We start from the raw sequence: 14,533 nt of genomic DNA on the forward strand, positions 1-14,533 counted from the left end.
TTTGGTAAAAAACGGCGCTTAGTTCTATTTTTCGCATGAGAAACGTTGTTCCCGCTCATTGGGCCTTTACCGCTAATAGCACATTTTCTTGCCATTTTGAGGCTCCTTGCGTAAATTTAGGTTGCGAATTTTATCTCAACCAACCCAAAGTTTACCTTAAGGACTGCATGAACCTCAATCTTTCCCTTTTCATCTTCCTCTGCTTAAAGGCACATTTAATCTATACGCCATTACAATATAAACAACTTTAATTAAAAAAGATCGGATGCCCTGATACGTGATTACCTCTGAACAAATCACCCTTTATATCCAAAATATTCCCCCTACCCCCGAAGTTGTCCGTCAAGCATTGATGTATGTCCGTGCCGGTGACTTACCCAAAGCGGCAAAATGTGCCGAAGATGATCCGGCGCTAAAACTGTATCTTCGTACTCTTGTCAACCGTCCTATCTACAGCTTTCGAAATGAAGTAACGGATATAGCCCAAATTTTCGGGATTTTAGGGACGGCTACGGCACAGCAAATCCTTTACAGTTACCTAATGAACTTGTTAGCACCTAAAGAGTGGTCCCTGTTTGCCCTCTCAAGTCATGCTTTCTATGATTTGCAGGCTTCTCTCGGACGTAAATGGGAACGTATTTTAAACCATTTGAAACTTCACAGCCGTGACAATGAGAGTGCTATAACTCTGCTTCCTGCCAGTATTATTGTCTGCGATGCCCTTTTTAAAGACCATCTGGATGAAGTCAAACAGCTACGAAGCGTAAAAGCTCTGGATTATAATACGATTCTTCAGCGCCTCACGGGGAGCACCTTATTTGACCTGTGTACTCAAATTGCCGAAAAATGGGAAATCCCTTCAACTGTTTCGGATATTGTTCAAGCCTCCTCTGGAGCAAATACCTCCATAAGCGGTGATACAAAAATTTTAGGCCAGTGGATGCACCTATTACTCTTTTATGAACTTTCACAAAGCGTTTACGTCAGTGCTGGGCTCAATGAGTTTATTGATTTTCAAATCGAGTTTGTCCAAGATATATATGAATCTTTTATGCAAGTGGTGGGGTACGATGAGAGCAACGGTTAAAGGGCGAGTCGCCATTTTCAGTCCGCAAGGATTTTTGGATGGGAACAATGCACCTGCATATCTAACAATCGAAGATATCAAAGCCACCGAAGCGCTTAATGTCGATATGCTCTTGGTATCACTCAAAAAAGTGATCTTTTTTAATAAAAACGGATTGGACGTTTTTATCAAACTTCTTTTATCCATTCGAAGCCAGAAACATATAGCTGTGGGGCTATGCGATTATGATCATAAAAAATTTACAACCATCAACAGTTTTTACGGAGGCAGTCTAAATTTTTCTCTCTTCCTCACCGAAAAAATTGCCGAGCTTTTCGCCCCGACGAACAAAGGTGATTCCCGAACCGTTTTACTTTATAATGAAGACCCGTCTCAACGCTCTGCCATGGCAATTGAATTGTTCGATTACGGACACAATCCCATTATCGCCCAAAGTAAAAAAGAGTTTGACGAAAAGAAAAAGAGTCCGGATCTCTATTATGCCATTATCGAAGATACGTATCTCGGCCTCTTCGGTCAGAAAATTGCTACCCGTGTTACCGGCAATGCCATTATCTATACGATTGCCAATTTTTTGGATGCCGAGATCGGAAATACCTTTAATATCGCCTACCATAACAACTCCCTAAACGTTGGTTTCCGTCTCTTTATCTTCGATGCCTATAAAGTCGTTTCAATGAATGTCCATGCATTGAACTTTTTCACGAAACTCGCCTCTTCTGCCGCAGAGTACAATGCAACCATCTGTTTTGTAGGACTCACCTTCGAAAAAACCCCGGTCAGTTTTAAAAACGACCTCGAAGATGCCGGGATGCTCTTTTTTGACAATATGGATGATATTCTCAAAAACAAAGAGCTCCTTCAAGAGCTCGGCGGCAGCAGCGCTGCAGCATCCAAACAGGTCCGTACCCTCAATAAAGCATTGGTAAACGAGCTCCCCCACTTTATCGATGCCACCGTCTCGACCATCGCGATGATGACCAATGCCAAAGCATCCAAAGAGTCGATGAGCGTCCAAACCTTAGAGGTCAAAAATACCCAAAACCAGTTTGCCAGTTCCATCGGATTTTACGGCGATTTGGACGGGATGATTATCCTCGTCTTTCCGAAAGATATCGCAAAAAAAGCCTGTGAACTTCTCATCGGTGAAGCGACCGATGACGAAGAGGCGATTTTGGATTCTCTTGCCGAGTTTGTCAACATTATCGGCGGACGTGCAAAATCCCTTTTAGGAGAGAAAAAACATCATGTTGACATTACCCTTCCCCGAACCTATCATGATGTTGCATCCTTGATGGAAATGGCACAGAACAAAAAAGGGGTTCAAGTCAACTTGGTCTTTGAGGGAAGTAGTTTTATATTCTTTTTAACGCGATAAATAGGCTCTTTAAGTTATTGAAAAAGCATAGTCTTTCTCTTGAAAGAGTTTTACACACGTATCAACTACTTTTGCATCATAATAGGTGCTTCGATGATTTTGAATTTCTCCCAATGCTACATCTATGCCGAGGCCTGGGCGATAGGGTCTGTGTGTAGATATCGCTTCTACTACGTCAGCAACAGCAATTATACGTGCTTCTAAAAGTATCTCATCATCTTTTAAACCCATGGGATAACCGGAGCCATCAAGTCTCTCATGGTGCTGTAAAACTATTTTTGCAATTGGCCATGGAAAATTGATATCTTTTAGGATATCGTAGCCTGATTGTGGATGCGTCTTAATAAGTGAAAATTCTATATCATTTAGAGCGGAGGGTTTAGAAAGAATTTCTGCAGGAATAGAGATTTTACCGATATCATGTATCATAGCACTGTATTTAACTCCTTTGATTGTCTCCTCAGGAAGATTCATCTCAGTAGCAATTGCAACTGCCAGTTGGGAAACCCGTTTCTGGTGACCTGCTGTATAAGGATCACGTTTCTCAGTGATGGAGGCTGCCATCAAAATCGAGCTGTCGAGCGATATTCTCAATTTCTCCAGTGTAATTTCTAAATCCATTTCCCCTTGTTTACGCTTTGTAATGTCACTCACAATGCCGGTTAGACCACTAACTTTCCCTTTTTGCAGAATTGGACGAGTCGACGAGTTTACATAGCGAAATGTGCCGTCTTTACAGACTATTCTAAATTCATGTTGTTCAATATTCCCACTCAAGGCATTTTTGAACATAACCTCTACAATAGACATATCGATGGGCATGATAAATTCTTTGAATGATTTGCCAATAATTTCGTTTGGCAAATAGCCGCTTAAACCCACTATAACCGGGCTAATATAGGTGATTGTTCCCTCCGTATCCAAACTGAAAATTACGTCATTGATATTTTCTACAAGAGATTGGTAACTAGCCTGACTATCAGCCAACTTATTACGCACCATTTCCATGTTTAGCAACTCTTTTTGCAGTTGCGGATAGTAGCTTTTTCGTATCGATTTTTCACCTAGTCCGATAATTTTATCTCGCAGTGAAGATTCAATTTTCTCAGATTCAGAGTGCTTTTTCATATAGCGCCTCTATCTCTTCTATACGTGCATGTCGCGGATTAGTAGCCATACAGGCATCATTTAATGCGTTGATGGAAAGCTGGTGAAGATCTGCACGTGTTATACCGAATTCACTGAGGGTTGTATTGATTCCTGCTTTAGAACGTAATTCGATTAAAGCATCTAATAATAGCTGTTTTCTAGCATCTGAATCTAAACCGTCAAGTTTTAAACCCATTGCGAAAGCGATTTGATCGTAACGCTCAGGCATTGCTGGATAGTTAAAATCTACTACGTGATTTAATAATATTGCATTACAGACTCCATGCGCTAAACCTGAAAAACCACCCAGACTATGTGCCATAGCATGAACCAGCCCAAGGCTGGCATTAGAAAATGCCATTCCGGCGAGCAAACTTCCCATCATCATATTGTTTCGATACTCTAAATTCATAGGGTGTGCTATAGCCGGAATCAGGTTTTGTACCAGTAGAGGGATAGCAGTTAAAGCATGCATATCAGTAATTGGCGAACTTGCATTTGAAACATAGGCTTCCATCGCATGAACTAGTGCATCTATACCGGTAAAGGCAGTCAGTTCTGAGGACATTGTTGTTGTAGTTTCAGGATCAATTAAAGCAACATCAGGCACTACAGTTTTACTGATAATAGCTATCTTGACCTTGCGTATTGTGTCGTTAATAATGGCAAATTGTGATACATCTGCAGATGATCCTCCCGTGGTAGGAATACATATTAGGGGCGGTCCCGGTATGGGTACTTCATCTACCCCTTCGAATTCCAAAATATTTTTATCATTTGCAAAGGCGATACCAATCCCCTTGGCACAATCCATAGGGCTGCCTCCACCTACGGCAATGATGACGTCGCATTTATACTCACGAAATAATTCGACACCGGCATCTACCTCGTAGTTTTTAGGATTTGGTGTGACATCCTGAAATAGTACCCACGGTATTTTTTCCATATTTAAGGAATCAAGAACACGATTTAGCCAAACTGTTTTGGCTACACCGGAATCTGTAACTACAAGCACTTTTTCAGCACCGAAGTTCTTAGCATATCGTCCGACTAAATTCAAAGAACCTGCACCATAGACGAACTCAGGTACTACAAACTTTCTTAATTCCAGCGGATTCGGATTCATGACAGACATCCTTTTCGATATTTTTTATCTATATTAATATTATCTTAATTTATATTTACTGAAGCTTTTAGAGAGTGTCAGAATATGTCTATAAACCTATCTCCAGCTTTTTCAAAGTTAGAAACTGAACAGATGACATTATGTCTACTTACTATAGAAAACCTGTCAAAGCTATCTAAAAATCTTTTTCGCTAAAATAACGAAAATATTTACTCAAGGTATAAGCCATGCTCGTTGCTCCTAGTGTCCTCTCTGCCGATTTTGGAAATTTAGCGCGTGATGTACGTGCCATCTGTGACGCAGGATGCGACTTGGTACACGTTGATGTGATGGACGGGCACTTCGTCCCCAACCTTACCATCGGGCCTGTCGTTGTCAGTGCCATTGCTGCGTCTGCGACCAAACCACTCGATATCCACCTCATGGTAGAAAACAATACCTTTTTTGTCGATTTGTTTGCCCCTTTGAAACCGGAATACATTTCATTTCATATCGAAGAGGAAAAAAATCCGCACCGTCTGGTCCAGTACATCCGCTCACTCGGGATCAAACCTGCCATTGTTTTAAACCCTCATACCCCGGCCGAAGCGATCGAATATCTATTGGGTGATTTGGATATGGTTCTCGTTATGTCGGTTAACCCTGGATTCGGCGGACAGAAGTTCATCCCGACCGTTGTAGAGAAAATCCGCCGCCTGAAAGTACTGCGCGACCGCATCAATCCAAACTGTCTTATTGAAATCGACGGAGGTGTCGGAAGCTCCAATATCGAAATGCTCAAAAATGCAGGAGTCGATATCTGTGTCGCAGGAAGCTATGTTTTTGGTGCAGAAGATTATAAAACCGCGATTGACAGCTTAAAAGTATGAGAGTCAAAATCTGCGGGATTACCAATCTCGACGATGCCCTTAACGCTATTGATGCGGGAGCCGATGCGTTAGGGTTTGTTTTTTACCCTGAATCTCCCCGCTATATTTCCCCCGAGAATGCAAAATCGATTATTTCACAGCTCCCCCCGTTCATAGAAAAAGTGGCTCTGTTCGTCAACGAAACACCGGAGACGATCCGTTCTGTCTGTCATGAAACCGGATCTACCCTTGCACAAATTCATTTCGATGTCAGCGATGATTTTTTCACTGCGTTAGACTTCCCATCTTTACGTGTTATCCGCGCAAAGGCACCCGAAGACGTCCTCCTCTATCCGAATGAGTATCGTCTTATCGATGCGTATTGCGAAGGATACGGCGGAAGCGGAAAGCGTCTCAACATCGAATGGTTCGATCATGTCGATTGTTCCAAAATCATCCTCGCCGGAGGACTTGATCCCCATAATGTCGGTGCTCTTAAATCTTACGGATTCTACGGAGTTGACGTCAGCAGCGGTGTAGAAAAAAGCCATGGGCTCAAAGATCACGAAAAAGTCTGCACGTTTATACAACAGGCAAAATCATGAAGGATTTTGATCCGAAAACAATCAATCGTCTTACTAAAAACGGGATTTCAAAAGAGGAGCTCGAATCCTCCCTTCCCTATCCTCCTGAACTGTCGCTTGAACTTCTTGCAGCACGCGGAATGAACCTTGTATTGAGCAATAATTACTATCGCTTTGCAACGGCCGTAAGCTCTGTAGACGATACCCTCTTTTGCATCGTCGATATCGAAACCAACGGTTCAAAGCCTTCTCATCATCAGATCATTGAGATCGGTGCGGTAAAGCTCCAAAACGGCCATATCATCGATAGCTATGAGAGTTTGGTCTATTGCACCGAAATTCCTACCCTCATACAGGGAATTACCGGGATCAGTGTTGAGCAAACCCTGCTAGCGCGCCCTCTAAAACAAGTGATGCAGGAGTTCCGTCTTTTTCTCGGGGATGCCGTGTTTGTAGGACATGCCGCAAAATTTGATTATAACTTCGTATCCGCCATGATGGAACGTGTCGGGCTTGATAAGCTTCTCAACCGTTCTTTATGTACCATCGATTTAGCGGAGCGGACAATCGAGAGCGAGCGTTACGGCTTGGCCTATCTCAATGATCAACTCGAACTTTATAAAGATGCGACTCATCATCGAGCCCTCTCCGATGCAATGACAACAACAAAACTTCTCAAGCGAACACTGGTACTTGTCCCTAAAAGCATTAAAAATACGGAAGAATTGATTGCTTTTTCAAAAGAAGCCAAACGGCTTAAACGTCCAAAAGTAAAAAAAGAAGAAAAAATAGAAACTGAAGAAAAGTAAACAGTAGATACTAGGGATACATCACCGGAATTTTGCCCCGATGATCTACAAAAAAAGTTTATTCGGTATAGCGTCCCATACCGACAAGTCGACTATAACGTTTTTCAAGACGTTCTTCATCGCTAAGTGCACGGAGAGTAGTGATTTCTCCTAAAAAATAGTTTTTAAGTGCAGTAACGGCACCCTCTTTGTCACGATGTGCACCGATCAGCGGTTCATCGATAATATCATCGATCAAATCAAGCTCTTTTAAATCGGCACTGGTAATTTTGAGTGCATTGGTTGCCGCCTCAACTTTGGCAGGATCGTTCCACAAAATAGCCGAACACCCCTCAGGAGAGATAACGCTAAATACCGAATAGCGCATCATTGCAAGACGATCGGCAACACCGATAGCCAAGGCTCCACCGCTTCCGCCTTCACCAATAACGACTGAAACCGTAATGGTATTAAGATTTGAGAGTTCGAGAAGATTGCGGGCAATCGCTTCACTTTGATTACGCTCTTCCGCGCCGAGTCCCGGATAGGCGCCCGGGGTGTCAATCAGCATCAAAAGTGGAAGATTAAACTTCTCCGCCATTTTTGCGGCACGCAATGCTTTACGATACCCTTCAGGGTGAGGCATACCGAAATTGCGTTTGAGTTTATTTTTAGTTCCTCGCCCTTTTTGCTCTCCGATCACCATCACACGTTCATCACCGATCGTTCCGATATAGCAAATAATCGATTGATCATCACGAAAATGGCGATCACCGTGAATCTCATATTTTTTATCCAACAAAAGATTAATATAATCGAGTGCGTACGGACGGTCTTGGTGACGTGCCAGCTGAAGTTCTTGATAAGGAGAGAGATTCGTATAGGTTTTATGAACCTCTTTGTCCAAATTCTGCTTGAGGATTTCTACTGCATGGTGGTCATAACGGACTTCTGCAGCAATAATCTCCTCTTGTATTTGGCGAATATTCTGTTCGAAATCTAAATAGGTAGCCAACGGCTTGCCCTCTTATATTTTTTTGAAAATAACGACACCGTTGGTGCCGCCAAATCCAAATGAGTTAGACATAACGATATTCAGTTCCGCTTTTCGTGCCGTATTCGGAACGATATCCAAATCACAGTTTTCATCCGGAGTCACGTAGTTAATAGTAGGAGGAATAATACCGTCACGCATTGCCATAATACTGATAACCGCTTCGATACCGCCCGCTGCTCCGAGACAATGTCCTGTTTGACCTTTTGTCGAACTTACCGGAGGACAGTTCTCTTTGCTACCAAATGCGATTTTGAGGGCTGCTGTCTCGTTTTTATCATTTGTAGGGGTACTGGTTCCATGTGCATTAACGTAATCAACTTTCGGATTTCCAGCCATTCTAAGAGCTGCTTTCATTGCACGTAGCGGTCCCTCAAGACTTGGTGTCGTAATGTGATTCGCATCACCGCTCTCACCGAAACCGATAAGCTCAGCGTAGATACGTGCACCGCGGGCCACTGCAGCATCATACTCTTCAAGTACCAATGCCGCAGCACCCTCTCCCATAACAAACCCGTCACGTTCCGCATCAAATGGACGTGATGCGTGTTTTGGATCATCATTACGTGTTGACAGTGCTTTCATCGATGCAAATCCGCCGATACCAACACCGGTAATCGCAGATTCAGCCGCAACCACTAACATTTGATCCGCACCGCCGATCATAATCGTTTTAGCGGCTTCGCTGATCGCATGGGTCCCTGCCGCACACGCCGTTACTGCTGAAAGATTCGGCCCTTGCAAACCATGATCGATCGAAATAAATCCGCCGAGCATATTGACAAGTGCTCCGGGAATAAAGAAAGGAGAGATACGACGTGCACCTTTGGTTTCAAGAATGATTGAACTTCGCTCAATCGACGGAAGTCCACCGATACCGGCTGCTGCATCGATACCGAAGCGCTCTTTATCAAAATCCTCAGGGAAATTGGCATCCGCCATCGCCTCTTGTGCCGCTTTAATCCCAAGATGGATAAATCGGTCCGCTTTTTTAACCTCACGAGCATCCATAACGGTTTCAGGATTGAAGTCTTTCACCTCACCGGCAATTTGCGCACTTTGTGTCGAAGCATCAAAAATCGTGATCGTATCGATCCCGCATTCACCTTCACAAATTGCTTTGAATGAGCTCTCTTTGTCATGACCAAGCGCATTGATCATTCCCATTCCGGTTACTACTACTCTTTTCACATTCTCTCCTGATGGTCGATGGTCTGAAACTTTGGCTCCGATAAGCCAATCTCTTAGACCATAATATAGATTTTAGGATTTATCGAGGTGAATCCTCGATAAGGGTTTTTAGTTTTTGCTTTGGATGTAGTTGATTACATCTTGAACAGTTTGGATTTTTTCCGCTTCGTCATCAGGGATTTCGATATCGAATTTTTCTTCAAGAGCCATTACCAATTCAACAACGTCAAGGCTATCAGCGCCAAGATCTTCTACGAATTTAGAATCCTCTTTAACTTCGTCCGGGTTAACGCTGAGTTGCTCAACCACTACTTCTTTAATATCTTCCAAAAGTGCCATAATAGCTCCTGTTCCTATGAATAAAATCGCGAAATTATATCATATTTTACTTAAGAGGGAAAGTTTTCCCCTTAAGGGCCTTTTACATGAACATTCCGCCGTTTACTTTTAGCGTCTCACCGGTGATATAGCTGGCATGGTCGCTCAACAAAAATGCCGTTGCTTCGGCCACTTCCGCAGCACTTCCAAAACGGGCCATCGGTATTTTAGCGGTAAATGCCGCTTTTACTTCCTCTTTGAGTTCATCCGTCATATCGGTCGCAATGAAACCCGGAGTAATACAGTTATAGCGGATACCGCTGGTTGCCGCTTCGATCGCAAAGCTTTTTGTCATGGCGATCATACCGCCCTTACTCGCCGCATAATTGGTTTGTCCCGCATTGCCGGTTTCTCCGACGATGGAAGCCATATTGACGATGCTTCCGAATTTTTGTTTACGCATTGCTTTCATCGCTTCGCGACATCCGATAAACGCCGATGTTAGGTTTGCGTCCAGTACACTTGTGAATTCTTCCGCTTTCATACGCAATGCCAACTTATCATTGGTAATCCCTGCATTGTTGACCAAATATGAAAGAGCGCCGTCCGCATCGACAATCGTTTTGACCGCATCGACAAATGCCGCTTCGTCACTCACATCAAACCCGATAACCGCCGCTTGACCGCCGGCAGCTTCAATCTCAGTTTTTATCGCATCTGCCGCTGCCGCACCGCTGCGGTAGTTGATCCATACTTTAAGACCGTAACCTGCTAATACTTTTGCAACTTCTGCACCGATCCCACGGCTTGAACCTGTTACTAATACATTTTTACCCGTAAATTTCATTTTCATCCTTTGTATTATAGTTTTGCAACGCTATCGGAGTAAAACCCCGATAACTACGTTAACACTGGGTTTCCTTAGGCATGAAGCCCGCGCATGTTGCATGCTTTTTATATAAGCGGCATATCCATCTCGGCTGGTTTTTCAAGTCCCATGAGTTTTAAAACGGTCGGCGCGACATTATTAAGAGCACCGGGGTGAACTTCATTAACTCCGTCCGCCATCACGAAACACCAGACTTTTCCTACTGTATGGTTAGTGAGCATATTTCCCGAATCATCACGCATCTCTTCGCAGTTTCCATGATCGGAAGTAAGCACCATTGCATAACCGTTTCGCTGTGCCGTTTCAACAATCCGCCCCAACTGTGCATCGACCGCTTCGACCCCTTTTACCGCTGCTTCGAAATTTCCGGTGTGTCCTACCATATCTCCGTTGGCAAAGTTGACGACTACAAAATCATACCCTTCCTCCATCGCTTTGAGTACAACGTCTCCCACTTCGGGAGCAGACATCTGTGGCTGCATATCATAGGTTTTTACTTGCGGACTCGGAATCAGTACCCGTGTCTCATTCTCATAGGGCTCTTCGATACCGCCGTTAAAGAAAAAGGTCACGTGTGCATATTTTTCCGTCTCTGCAGTATGAAGCTGTCGAAGCCCTGCGCGGCTGATCACTTCAGCAAGAGTATTTTTCGGTGCATCTTTAGGAAACAGTACCGGATATGGGAAATTTTTATCGTATTGGGTAATCGTAGCCAAATGGGTCGGTACAAAGGTACGTTTAAATCCGTCGAATTGTGGATCTCCGATTGCATGGGTCAGTTCCCGCATCCGATCGCTTCGGAAATTGAGTGTTAAAACCGCATCCCCCTCTTTGAATCCTTCATATCCTTCAAATGCAGTAGGAGTAATAAATTCATCCGTCTCTCCTGCGGCATATGCATTTTCGATGTAATCAGCAACGCTTTGCTCGCTTTTTGGAGTGGCGCACACGATGGCGTCGTATCCTTTTTGAACACGTTCCCATCGGTTATCCCGATCCATACCGAAAAATCGTCCCCCGATCGAGCCGATTTTGACATTAGGATATCCATGGGTGTTTAGTGTATGCAAAAAGAGATTCGCCGATTTTGGAGCGACATCACGCCCATCGGTAATAAGATGCAACCACACTTCTTTACCTGCTTCTGCAGCGATCTCCGCTACTCCGATCAAATGATCGATATGCGAATGAACTCCTCCATCACTTAATAGTGCAATCAAATGAAGTCGTTTGCTGGTTGTGAGTAATGAAGCAAAAATCTCATTATGCTCAAATCTCCCTTCTTCCAGGGCAAGGGAGATTTTGACCAAATCCTGATACAATACCCGACCACTGCCGATAGACATATGTCCCACCTCGGAATTGCCCATTTGCCCCTCAGGAAGACCAACACTCAAACCAAAGGTATCGATCAGAGAGTGCGGAACTTCACGAAACAAACGATCGTACGTCGGTTTATGCGCAGCATGAAAGGCGTTATATTCACGTTTAGGCGAGTAACCAATACCGTCAGTGATGACCAAAACAGTTTTTTTGCTCAAATTGGCTCCTTTGATTAAACAAACTTTGGGGGGATTATATTAAAATGTCACTTTTGCATTGCTTTTAAATTTTATCTTAAAGAGTTCATAGAATGTTATATTGGTTTCATAAGGCCCTTGGTATTAATCTGTTTCAGTATATTACCGTCCGTGCGGGTATCGCTTTTTTCATCGGTTTGCTCCTCACTCTCTTTATCATGCCACGCTTTATTGCTTGGGCACAACGTTCTGCACGTGTGCAGCCGATCAATGAATACGTCAGTGCCCATCAAGGCAAAGCAAAAACGCCGACGATGGGGGGAATCGTTTTTGTGATTTCTACCGTAATTGCTTCCCTGCTTACCGTCAATGTGATGAATCCTTTCGTCATCGGCGGTCTTCTTACCCTTGTGTTTTATGCTTATATCGGATTTACCGATGACTGGGGCAAAATTCGCGGTGCCAATAACCTCTCCGGTCTCACTGCCCGCGCCAAACTTATCATGCAGATCGTATTCGGTATCGCCATCGGTCTGTTTTTGATCTATGTTGCTAAACTCGATACTGGTTTTTATGTCCCGTTTATTAAATCGAGCCTTTTTGATATGGGATGGTGGAGTGTTGCTTTTTGGGTATTGGTAATGATCGCCACTTCCAATGCCGTCAACCTCACCGACGGACTCGACGGTCTTGCAACCGTTCCGTCTATCTTTGCCCTTCTCTCCCTGAGTATTATCGTCTACATCGTCGGTAATGCCGCTTTGGCCCACTATCTTTTGATGCCAAAGATCCCCGCAGGGGAAGTCGTCATCATTGCCGCGGCCCTCATGGGTTCATTGCTCGGCTTCTTATGGTTCAACTGCCATCCGGCACAAGTGTTTATGGGAGACAGCGGTTCTCTCACAATCGGAGCCTTTATCGCTTATATGGCGATTATTGGAAAAAGCGAACTGCTCTTAATCCTTATTGGTCTTATTTTCGTCATCGAAACCGTCTCGGTTATCTTACAAGTCGGCAGTTACAAACTCCGTAAAAAAAGGGTCTTTTTAATGGCACCGATCCATCACCATTTTGAAATGAAACAATGGGCGGAGAATAAAATCATCGTCCGTTTCTGGATCATTTCGCTTCTCTCGAATATTTTTGCTCTTATTACCTTGAAGATCCGATAATGGAAAAACGCAACATCGCCTGTTTCGGATACGGCAAAACAACCCGAGCAATCGCCAAACTTTTAGGCCCGTGCACTTTTTTCGATGACAAGATAACGAAACCTTTTACCGATGATGAGGGAAATTTTCTCAAACCTGTAGGTGAGTTTGACACCCGTCTCTTTACTCATGAGATCCCTTCTCCCGGATTTCCGCCGTCTCATCCTCTTATTCAGCAGGCATCGCACCTCATCAGCGAGTATGATTTTTTTGCCCCGCAAATGCCGTTTTCAATCTGGATCAGCGGTACCAACGGCAAAACGACCACAACCCAAATGGTAGAGCACCTGCTCAGCGATAAAGGGGCAATAAGCGGCGGGAATATCGGCACTCCACTCGCGGACATGTCTCCTGATGCCCCAATCTGGATTTTAGAGACCAGCTCATTTAGTATGCATTACAATACTATTGCCCGTCCGAACATCTATGCTCTTCTCCCCGTTACCCCCGATCATGTCAGCTGGCACGGCAGTATGCAGGCTTATTACGATGCTAAGCTCAAACCGCTTAGCATGATGAAAGAAGGAGAAGCGATCATCCTCCCCAAAATGTTTGCCGATGCCCCGACCAGCGGATTCAAAATCATCTATGAAAATGAAAAAGATTTGGCTGAGTATTTCGGTTTTGACACAAGTAAAATCAAATTCAAAGGGGCATTTTTGATGGATGCCCTCATTGCCATGGGAATCGATAAAATTCTTTATGACCGTTGCGATTATGACCGGATCAACGCCTTTATCCTCGATCCTCATCGCCAAGAAGAGTTCCGTGATTCTCGAGACCGCCTTTGGGTGAATGATTCCAAAGCGACCAACATCGATGCTACCCTTGCCGCTTTACGTACCTACAGTGACCATAAGATCCATTTGGTGTTAGGAGGAGATGATAAAGGGGTAGAACTCGAAGAGCTCTTCACACCGCTGAAACGCTACGATGTCGATGTCTATGCGATCGGTTCAAATGCGCTCCGTCTTGAAGCACTCTGTAAACAATACAATATCCCCTGCACCCTGTGCAACACACTCGATGTTGCCGTAGAGCAAATCAGTAAAAAACATAATCGTCACAGTATCGCCATGCTCTCTCCGGCAGCCGCAAGCTTGGATCAATTCAGCTCTTATGCCGAACGCGGCAATTTATTTAAACAATACGCGATCGGAACTTGTCCCGATTCGCTACGCTAACGCTAAGTTTCCTTCGGCAGGAAGCCCACATTTTCTATATTTGAGTTTTAAAAAGCGACCAAATAGTCGCCTTTTGCCTCTTAAGCTTGTTTTTAAGCTTACCTAGCTATAATTTCGGCCTCACAAAAGTGGCCAATTAGCTCAGTCGGTAGAGCAGTAGATTGAAAATCTGCGTGTCCTTGGTTCGATTCCGAGATTGGCCACCA

15 protein-coding genes and 1 tRNA gene are annotated in these 14,533 nt (G+C 44.0%); 8 read left to right on the forward strand and 8 right to left on the reverse strand.

Translation table 11 applies throughout. The features are described from left to right. Nucleotides 1–95: 50S ribosomal protein L28 (gene rpmB, locus PHP90_RS11470; RefSeq protein WP_299929969.1), on the reverse strand; the 95-nt coding region annotated here is incomplete at its 3' end. A gap of 182 nt (nt 96–277) precedes the next feature. Between rpmB and PHP90_RS11475 the strand changes: the two genes are divergently transcribed. Continuing rightward, entirely contained in the window at nt 278–1,087 is an 810-nt protein-coding gene (locus PHP90_RS11475) for an HDOD domain-containing protein (RefSeq protein WP_299929931.1), read from the forward strand. Next, the gene (locus PHP90_RS11480) at nt 1,071–2,465 is read left to right on the forward strand and encodes a chemotaxis protein CheX (RefSeq protein WP_299929934.1); all 1,395 of its coding nucleotides are present in this window, start codon (nt 1,071–1,073) and stop codon (nt 2,463–2,465) included. The genes PHP90_RS11475 and PHP90_RS11480 overlap by 17 nt, the downstream gene beginning before the upstream one ends. Before the next feature lie 9 nt (nt 2,466–2,474). On the opposite strand, the gene PHP90_RS11485 is transcribed toward PHP90_RS11480, so the two are convergent. Beyond that, nucleotides 2,475–3,593 carry an HD-GYP domain-containing protein gene (locus PHP90_RS11485; RefSeq protein WP_299929937.1) on the reverse strand — a complete coding sequence of 373 codons (1,119 nt, stop codon included), beginning with the start codon at nt 3,591–3,593 and terminating at the stop codon, nt 2,475–2,477. Beyond that, the gene (gene ercA / locus PHP90_RS11490; RefSeq protein WP_299929939.1) at nt 3,577–4,740 is read right to left on the reverse strand and encodes an alcohol dehydrogenase-like regulatory protein ErcA; all 1,164 of its coding nucleotides are present in this window, start codon (nt 4,738–4,740) and stop codon (nt 3,577–3,579) included. The genes PHP90_RS11485 and ercA overlap by 17 nt, the downstream gene beginning before the upstream one ends. 227 nt (nt 4,741–4,967) lie before the next feature. On the opposite strand from ercA, the gene rpe reads away from it, so the two are divergent. From rpe to PHP90_RS11505, 3 genes are read left to right on the forward strand one after another with little or no spacing between them, the layout of a single operon-like run. After that, nucleotides 4,968–5,609, forward strand: a complete 642-nt coding sequence (rpe, locus tag PHP90_RS11495) for a ribulose-phosphate 3-epimerase (RefSeq protein ID WP_299929942.1) — start codon at nt 4,968–4,970, stop codon at nt 5,607–5,609. Continuing rightward, on the forward strand, nt 5,606–6,193 hold the full coding sequence (locus PHP90_RS11500) for a phosphoribosylanthranilate isomerase (protein WP_299929945.1): 588 nt from the start codon (nt 5,606–5,608) through the stop codon (nt 6,191–6,193). The genes rpe and PHP90_RS11500 overlap by 4 nt, the downstream gene beginning before the upstream one ends. Further along, nucleotides 6,190–6,981, forward strand: coding sequence for a 3'-5' exonuclease (locus PHP90_RS11505; protein ID WP_299929948.1), 792 nt, complete (start codon nt 6,190–6,192; stop codon nt 6,979–6,981). Before PHP90_RS11500 ends, PHP90_RS11505 begins: the two co-directional genes overlap by 4 nt. Before the next feature lie 58 nt (nt 6,982–7,039). Here PHP90_RS11505 and accA read toward each other — a convergent pair whose 3' ends face one another. The 5 genes from accA to gpmI form a co-directional block, all read right to left on the reverse strand. After that, nucleotides 7,040–7,975, reverse strand: a complete 936-nt coding sequence (gene accA, locus PHP90_RS11510; RefSeq protein WP_299929951.1) for an acetyl-CoA carboxylase carboxyl transferase subunit alpha — start codon at nt 7,973–7,975, stop codon at nt 7,040–7,042. Nucleotides 7,976–7,987: 12 nt separating this feature from the next. Next, on the reverse strand, nt 7,988–9,205 hold the full coding sequence (locus PHP90_RS11515) for a beta-ketoacyl-ACP synthase II (protein WP_299929953.1): 1,218 nt from the start codon (nt 9,203–9,205) through the stop codon (nt 7,988–7,990). Nucleotides 9,206–9,313: 108 nt separating this feature from the next. Then, on the reverse strand, nt 9,314–9,544 hold the full coding sequence (gene acpP, locus PHP90_RS11520) for an acyl carrier protein (RefSeq protein ID WP_299929955.1): 231 nt from the start codon (nt 9,542–9,544) through the stop codon (nt 9,314–9,316). A gap of 82 nt (nt 9,545–9,626) precedes the next feature. Further along, on the reverse strand, nt 9,627–10,370 hold the full coding sequence (gene fabG / locus PHP90_RS11525) for a 3-oxoacyl-ACP reductase FabG (protein ID WP_299929957.1): 744 nt from the start codon (nt 10,368–10,370) through the stop codon (nt 9,627–9,629). 107 nt (nt 10,371–10,477) lie between these two features. Further along, a complete protein-coding gene (gpmI, locus tag PHP90_RS11530) occupies nt 10,478–11,953 on the reverse strand; it encodes a 2,3-bisphosphoglycerate-independent phosphoglycerate mutase (RefSeq protein ID WP_299929959.1) in 1,476 nt (491 codons plus the stop codon). A 92-nt stretch (nt 11,954–12,045) separates the two neighbouring features. Between gpmI and mraY the strand changes: the two genes are divergently transcribed. The 3 genes from mraY to PHP90_RS11545 all read left to right on the forward strand — a co-directional run bounded on the left by mraY (nt 12,046) and on the right by PHP90_RS11545 (nt 14,533). Then, a complete protein-coding gene (gene mraY, locus PHP90_RS11535) occupies nt 12,046–13,104 on the forward strand; it encodes a phospho-N-acetylmuramoyl-pentapeptide-transferase (protein WP_299929962.1) in 1,059 nt (352 codons plus the stop codon). Then, nucleotides 13,104–14,327, forward strand: coding sequence for a UDP-N-acetylmuramoyl-L-alanine--D-glutamate ligase (murD, locus tag PHP90_RS11540; protein WP_299929966.1), 1,224 nt, complete (start codon nt 13,104–13,106; stop codon nt 14,325–14,327). The genes mraY and murD overlap by 1 nt, the downstream gene beginning before the upstream one ends. A 130-nt stretch (nt 14,328–14,457) precedes the next feature. Then, a tRNA-Phe gene (locus PHP90_RS11545) sits at nt 14,458–14,533 on the forward strand.

The sequence above is a fragment of the Sulfuricurvum sp. genome (genome assembly GCF_028712165.1).
Taxonomy (GTDB): domain Bacteria; phylum Campylobacterota; class Campylobacteria; order Campylobacterales; family Sulfurimonadaceae; genus Sulfuricurvum.

What these genes read in the sequence shown, in the direction of transcription:
- PHP90_RS11480 (WP_299929934.1), top strand. Translation starts at nt 1,071, where the DNA reads ATGAGAGCAACGGTTAAAGGGCGAGTCGCCATTTTCAGTCCGCAAGGA.
- PHP90_RS11485 (WP_299929937.1), bottom strand. Translation starts at nt 3,593, where the DNA reads ATGAAAAAGCACTCTGAATCTGAGAAAATTGAATCTTCACTGCGAGAT.
- ercA (WP_299929939.1), bottom strand. Translation starts at nt 4,740, where the DNA reads ATGAATCCGAATCCGCTGGAATTAAGAAAGTTTGTAGTACCTGAGTTC.
- rpe (WP_299929942.1), top strand. Translation starts at nt 4,968, where the DNA reads ATGCTCGTTGCTCCTAGTGTCCTCTCTGCCGATTTTGGAAATTTAGCG.
- PHP90_RS11500 (WP_299929945.1), top strand. Translation starts at nt 5,606, where the DNA reads ATGAGAGTCAAAATCTGCGGGATTACCAATCTCGACGATGCCCTTAAC.
- PHP90_RS11505 (WP_299929948.1), top strand. Translation starts at nt 6,190, where the DNA reads ATGAAGGATTTTGATCCGAAAACAATCAATCGTCTTACTAAAAACGGG.
- acpP (WP_299929955.1), bottom strand. Translation starts at nt 9,544, where the DNA reads ATGGCACTTTTGGAAGATATTAAAGAAGTAGTGGTTGAGCAACTCAGC.
- fabG (WP_299929957.1), bottom strand. Translation starts at nt 10,370, where the DNA reads ATGAAATTTACGGGTAAAAATGTATTAGTAACAGGTTCAAGCCGTGGG.
- mraY (WP_299929962.1), top strand. Translation starts at nt 12,046, where the DNA reads ATGTTATATTGGTTTCATAAGGCCCTTGGTATTAATCTGTTTCAGTAT.
- murD (WP_299929966.1), top strand. Translation starts at nt 13,104, where the DNA reads ATGGAAAAACGCAACATCGCCTGTTTCGGATACGGCAAAACAACCCGA.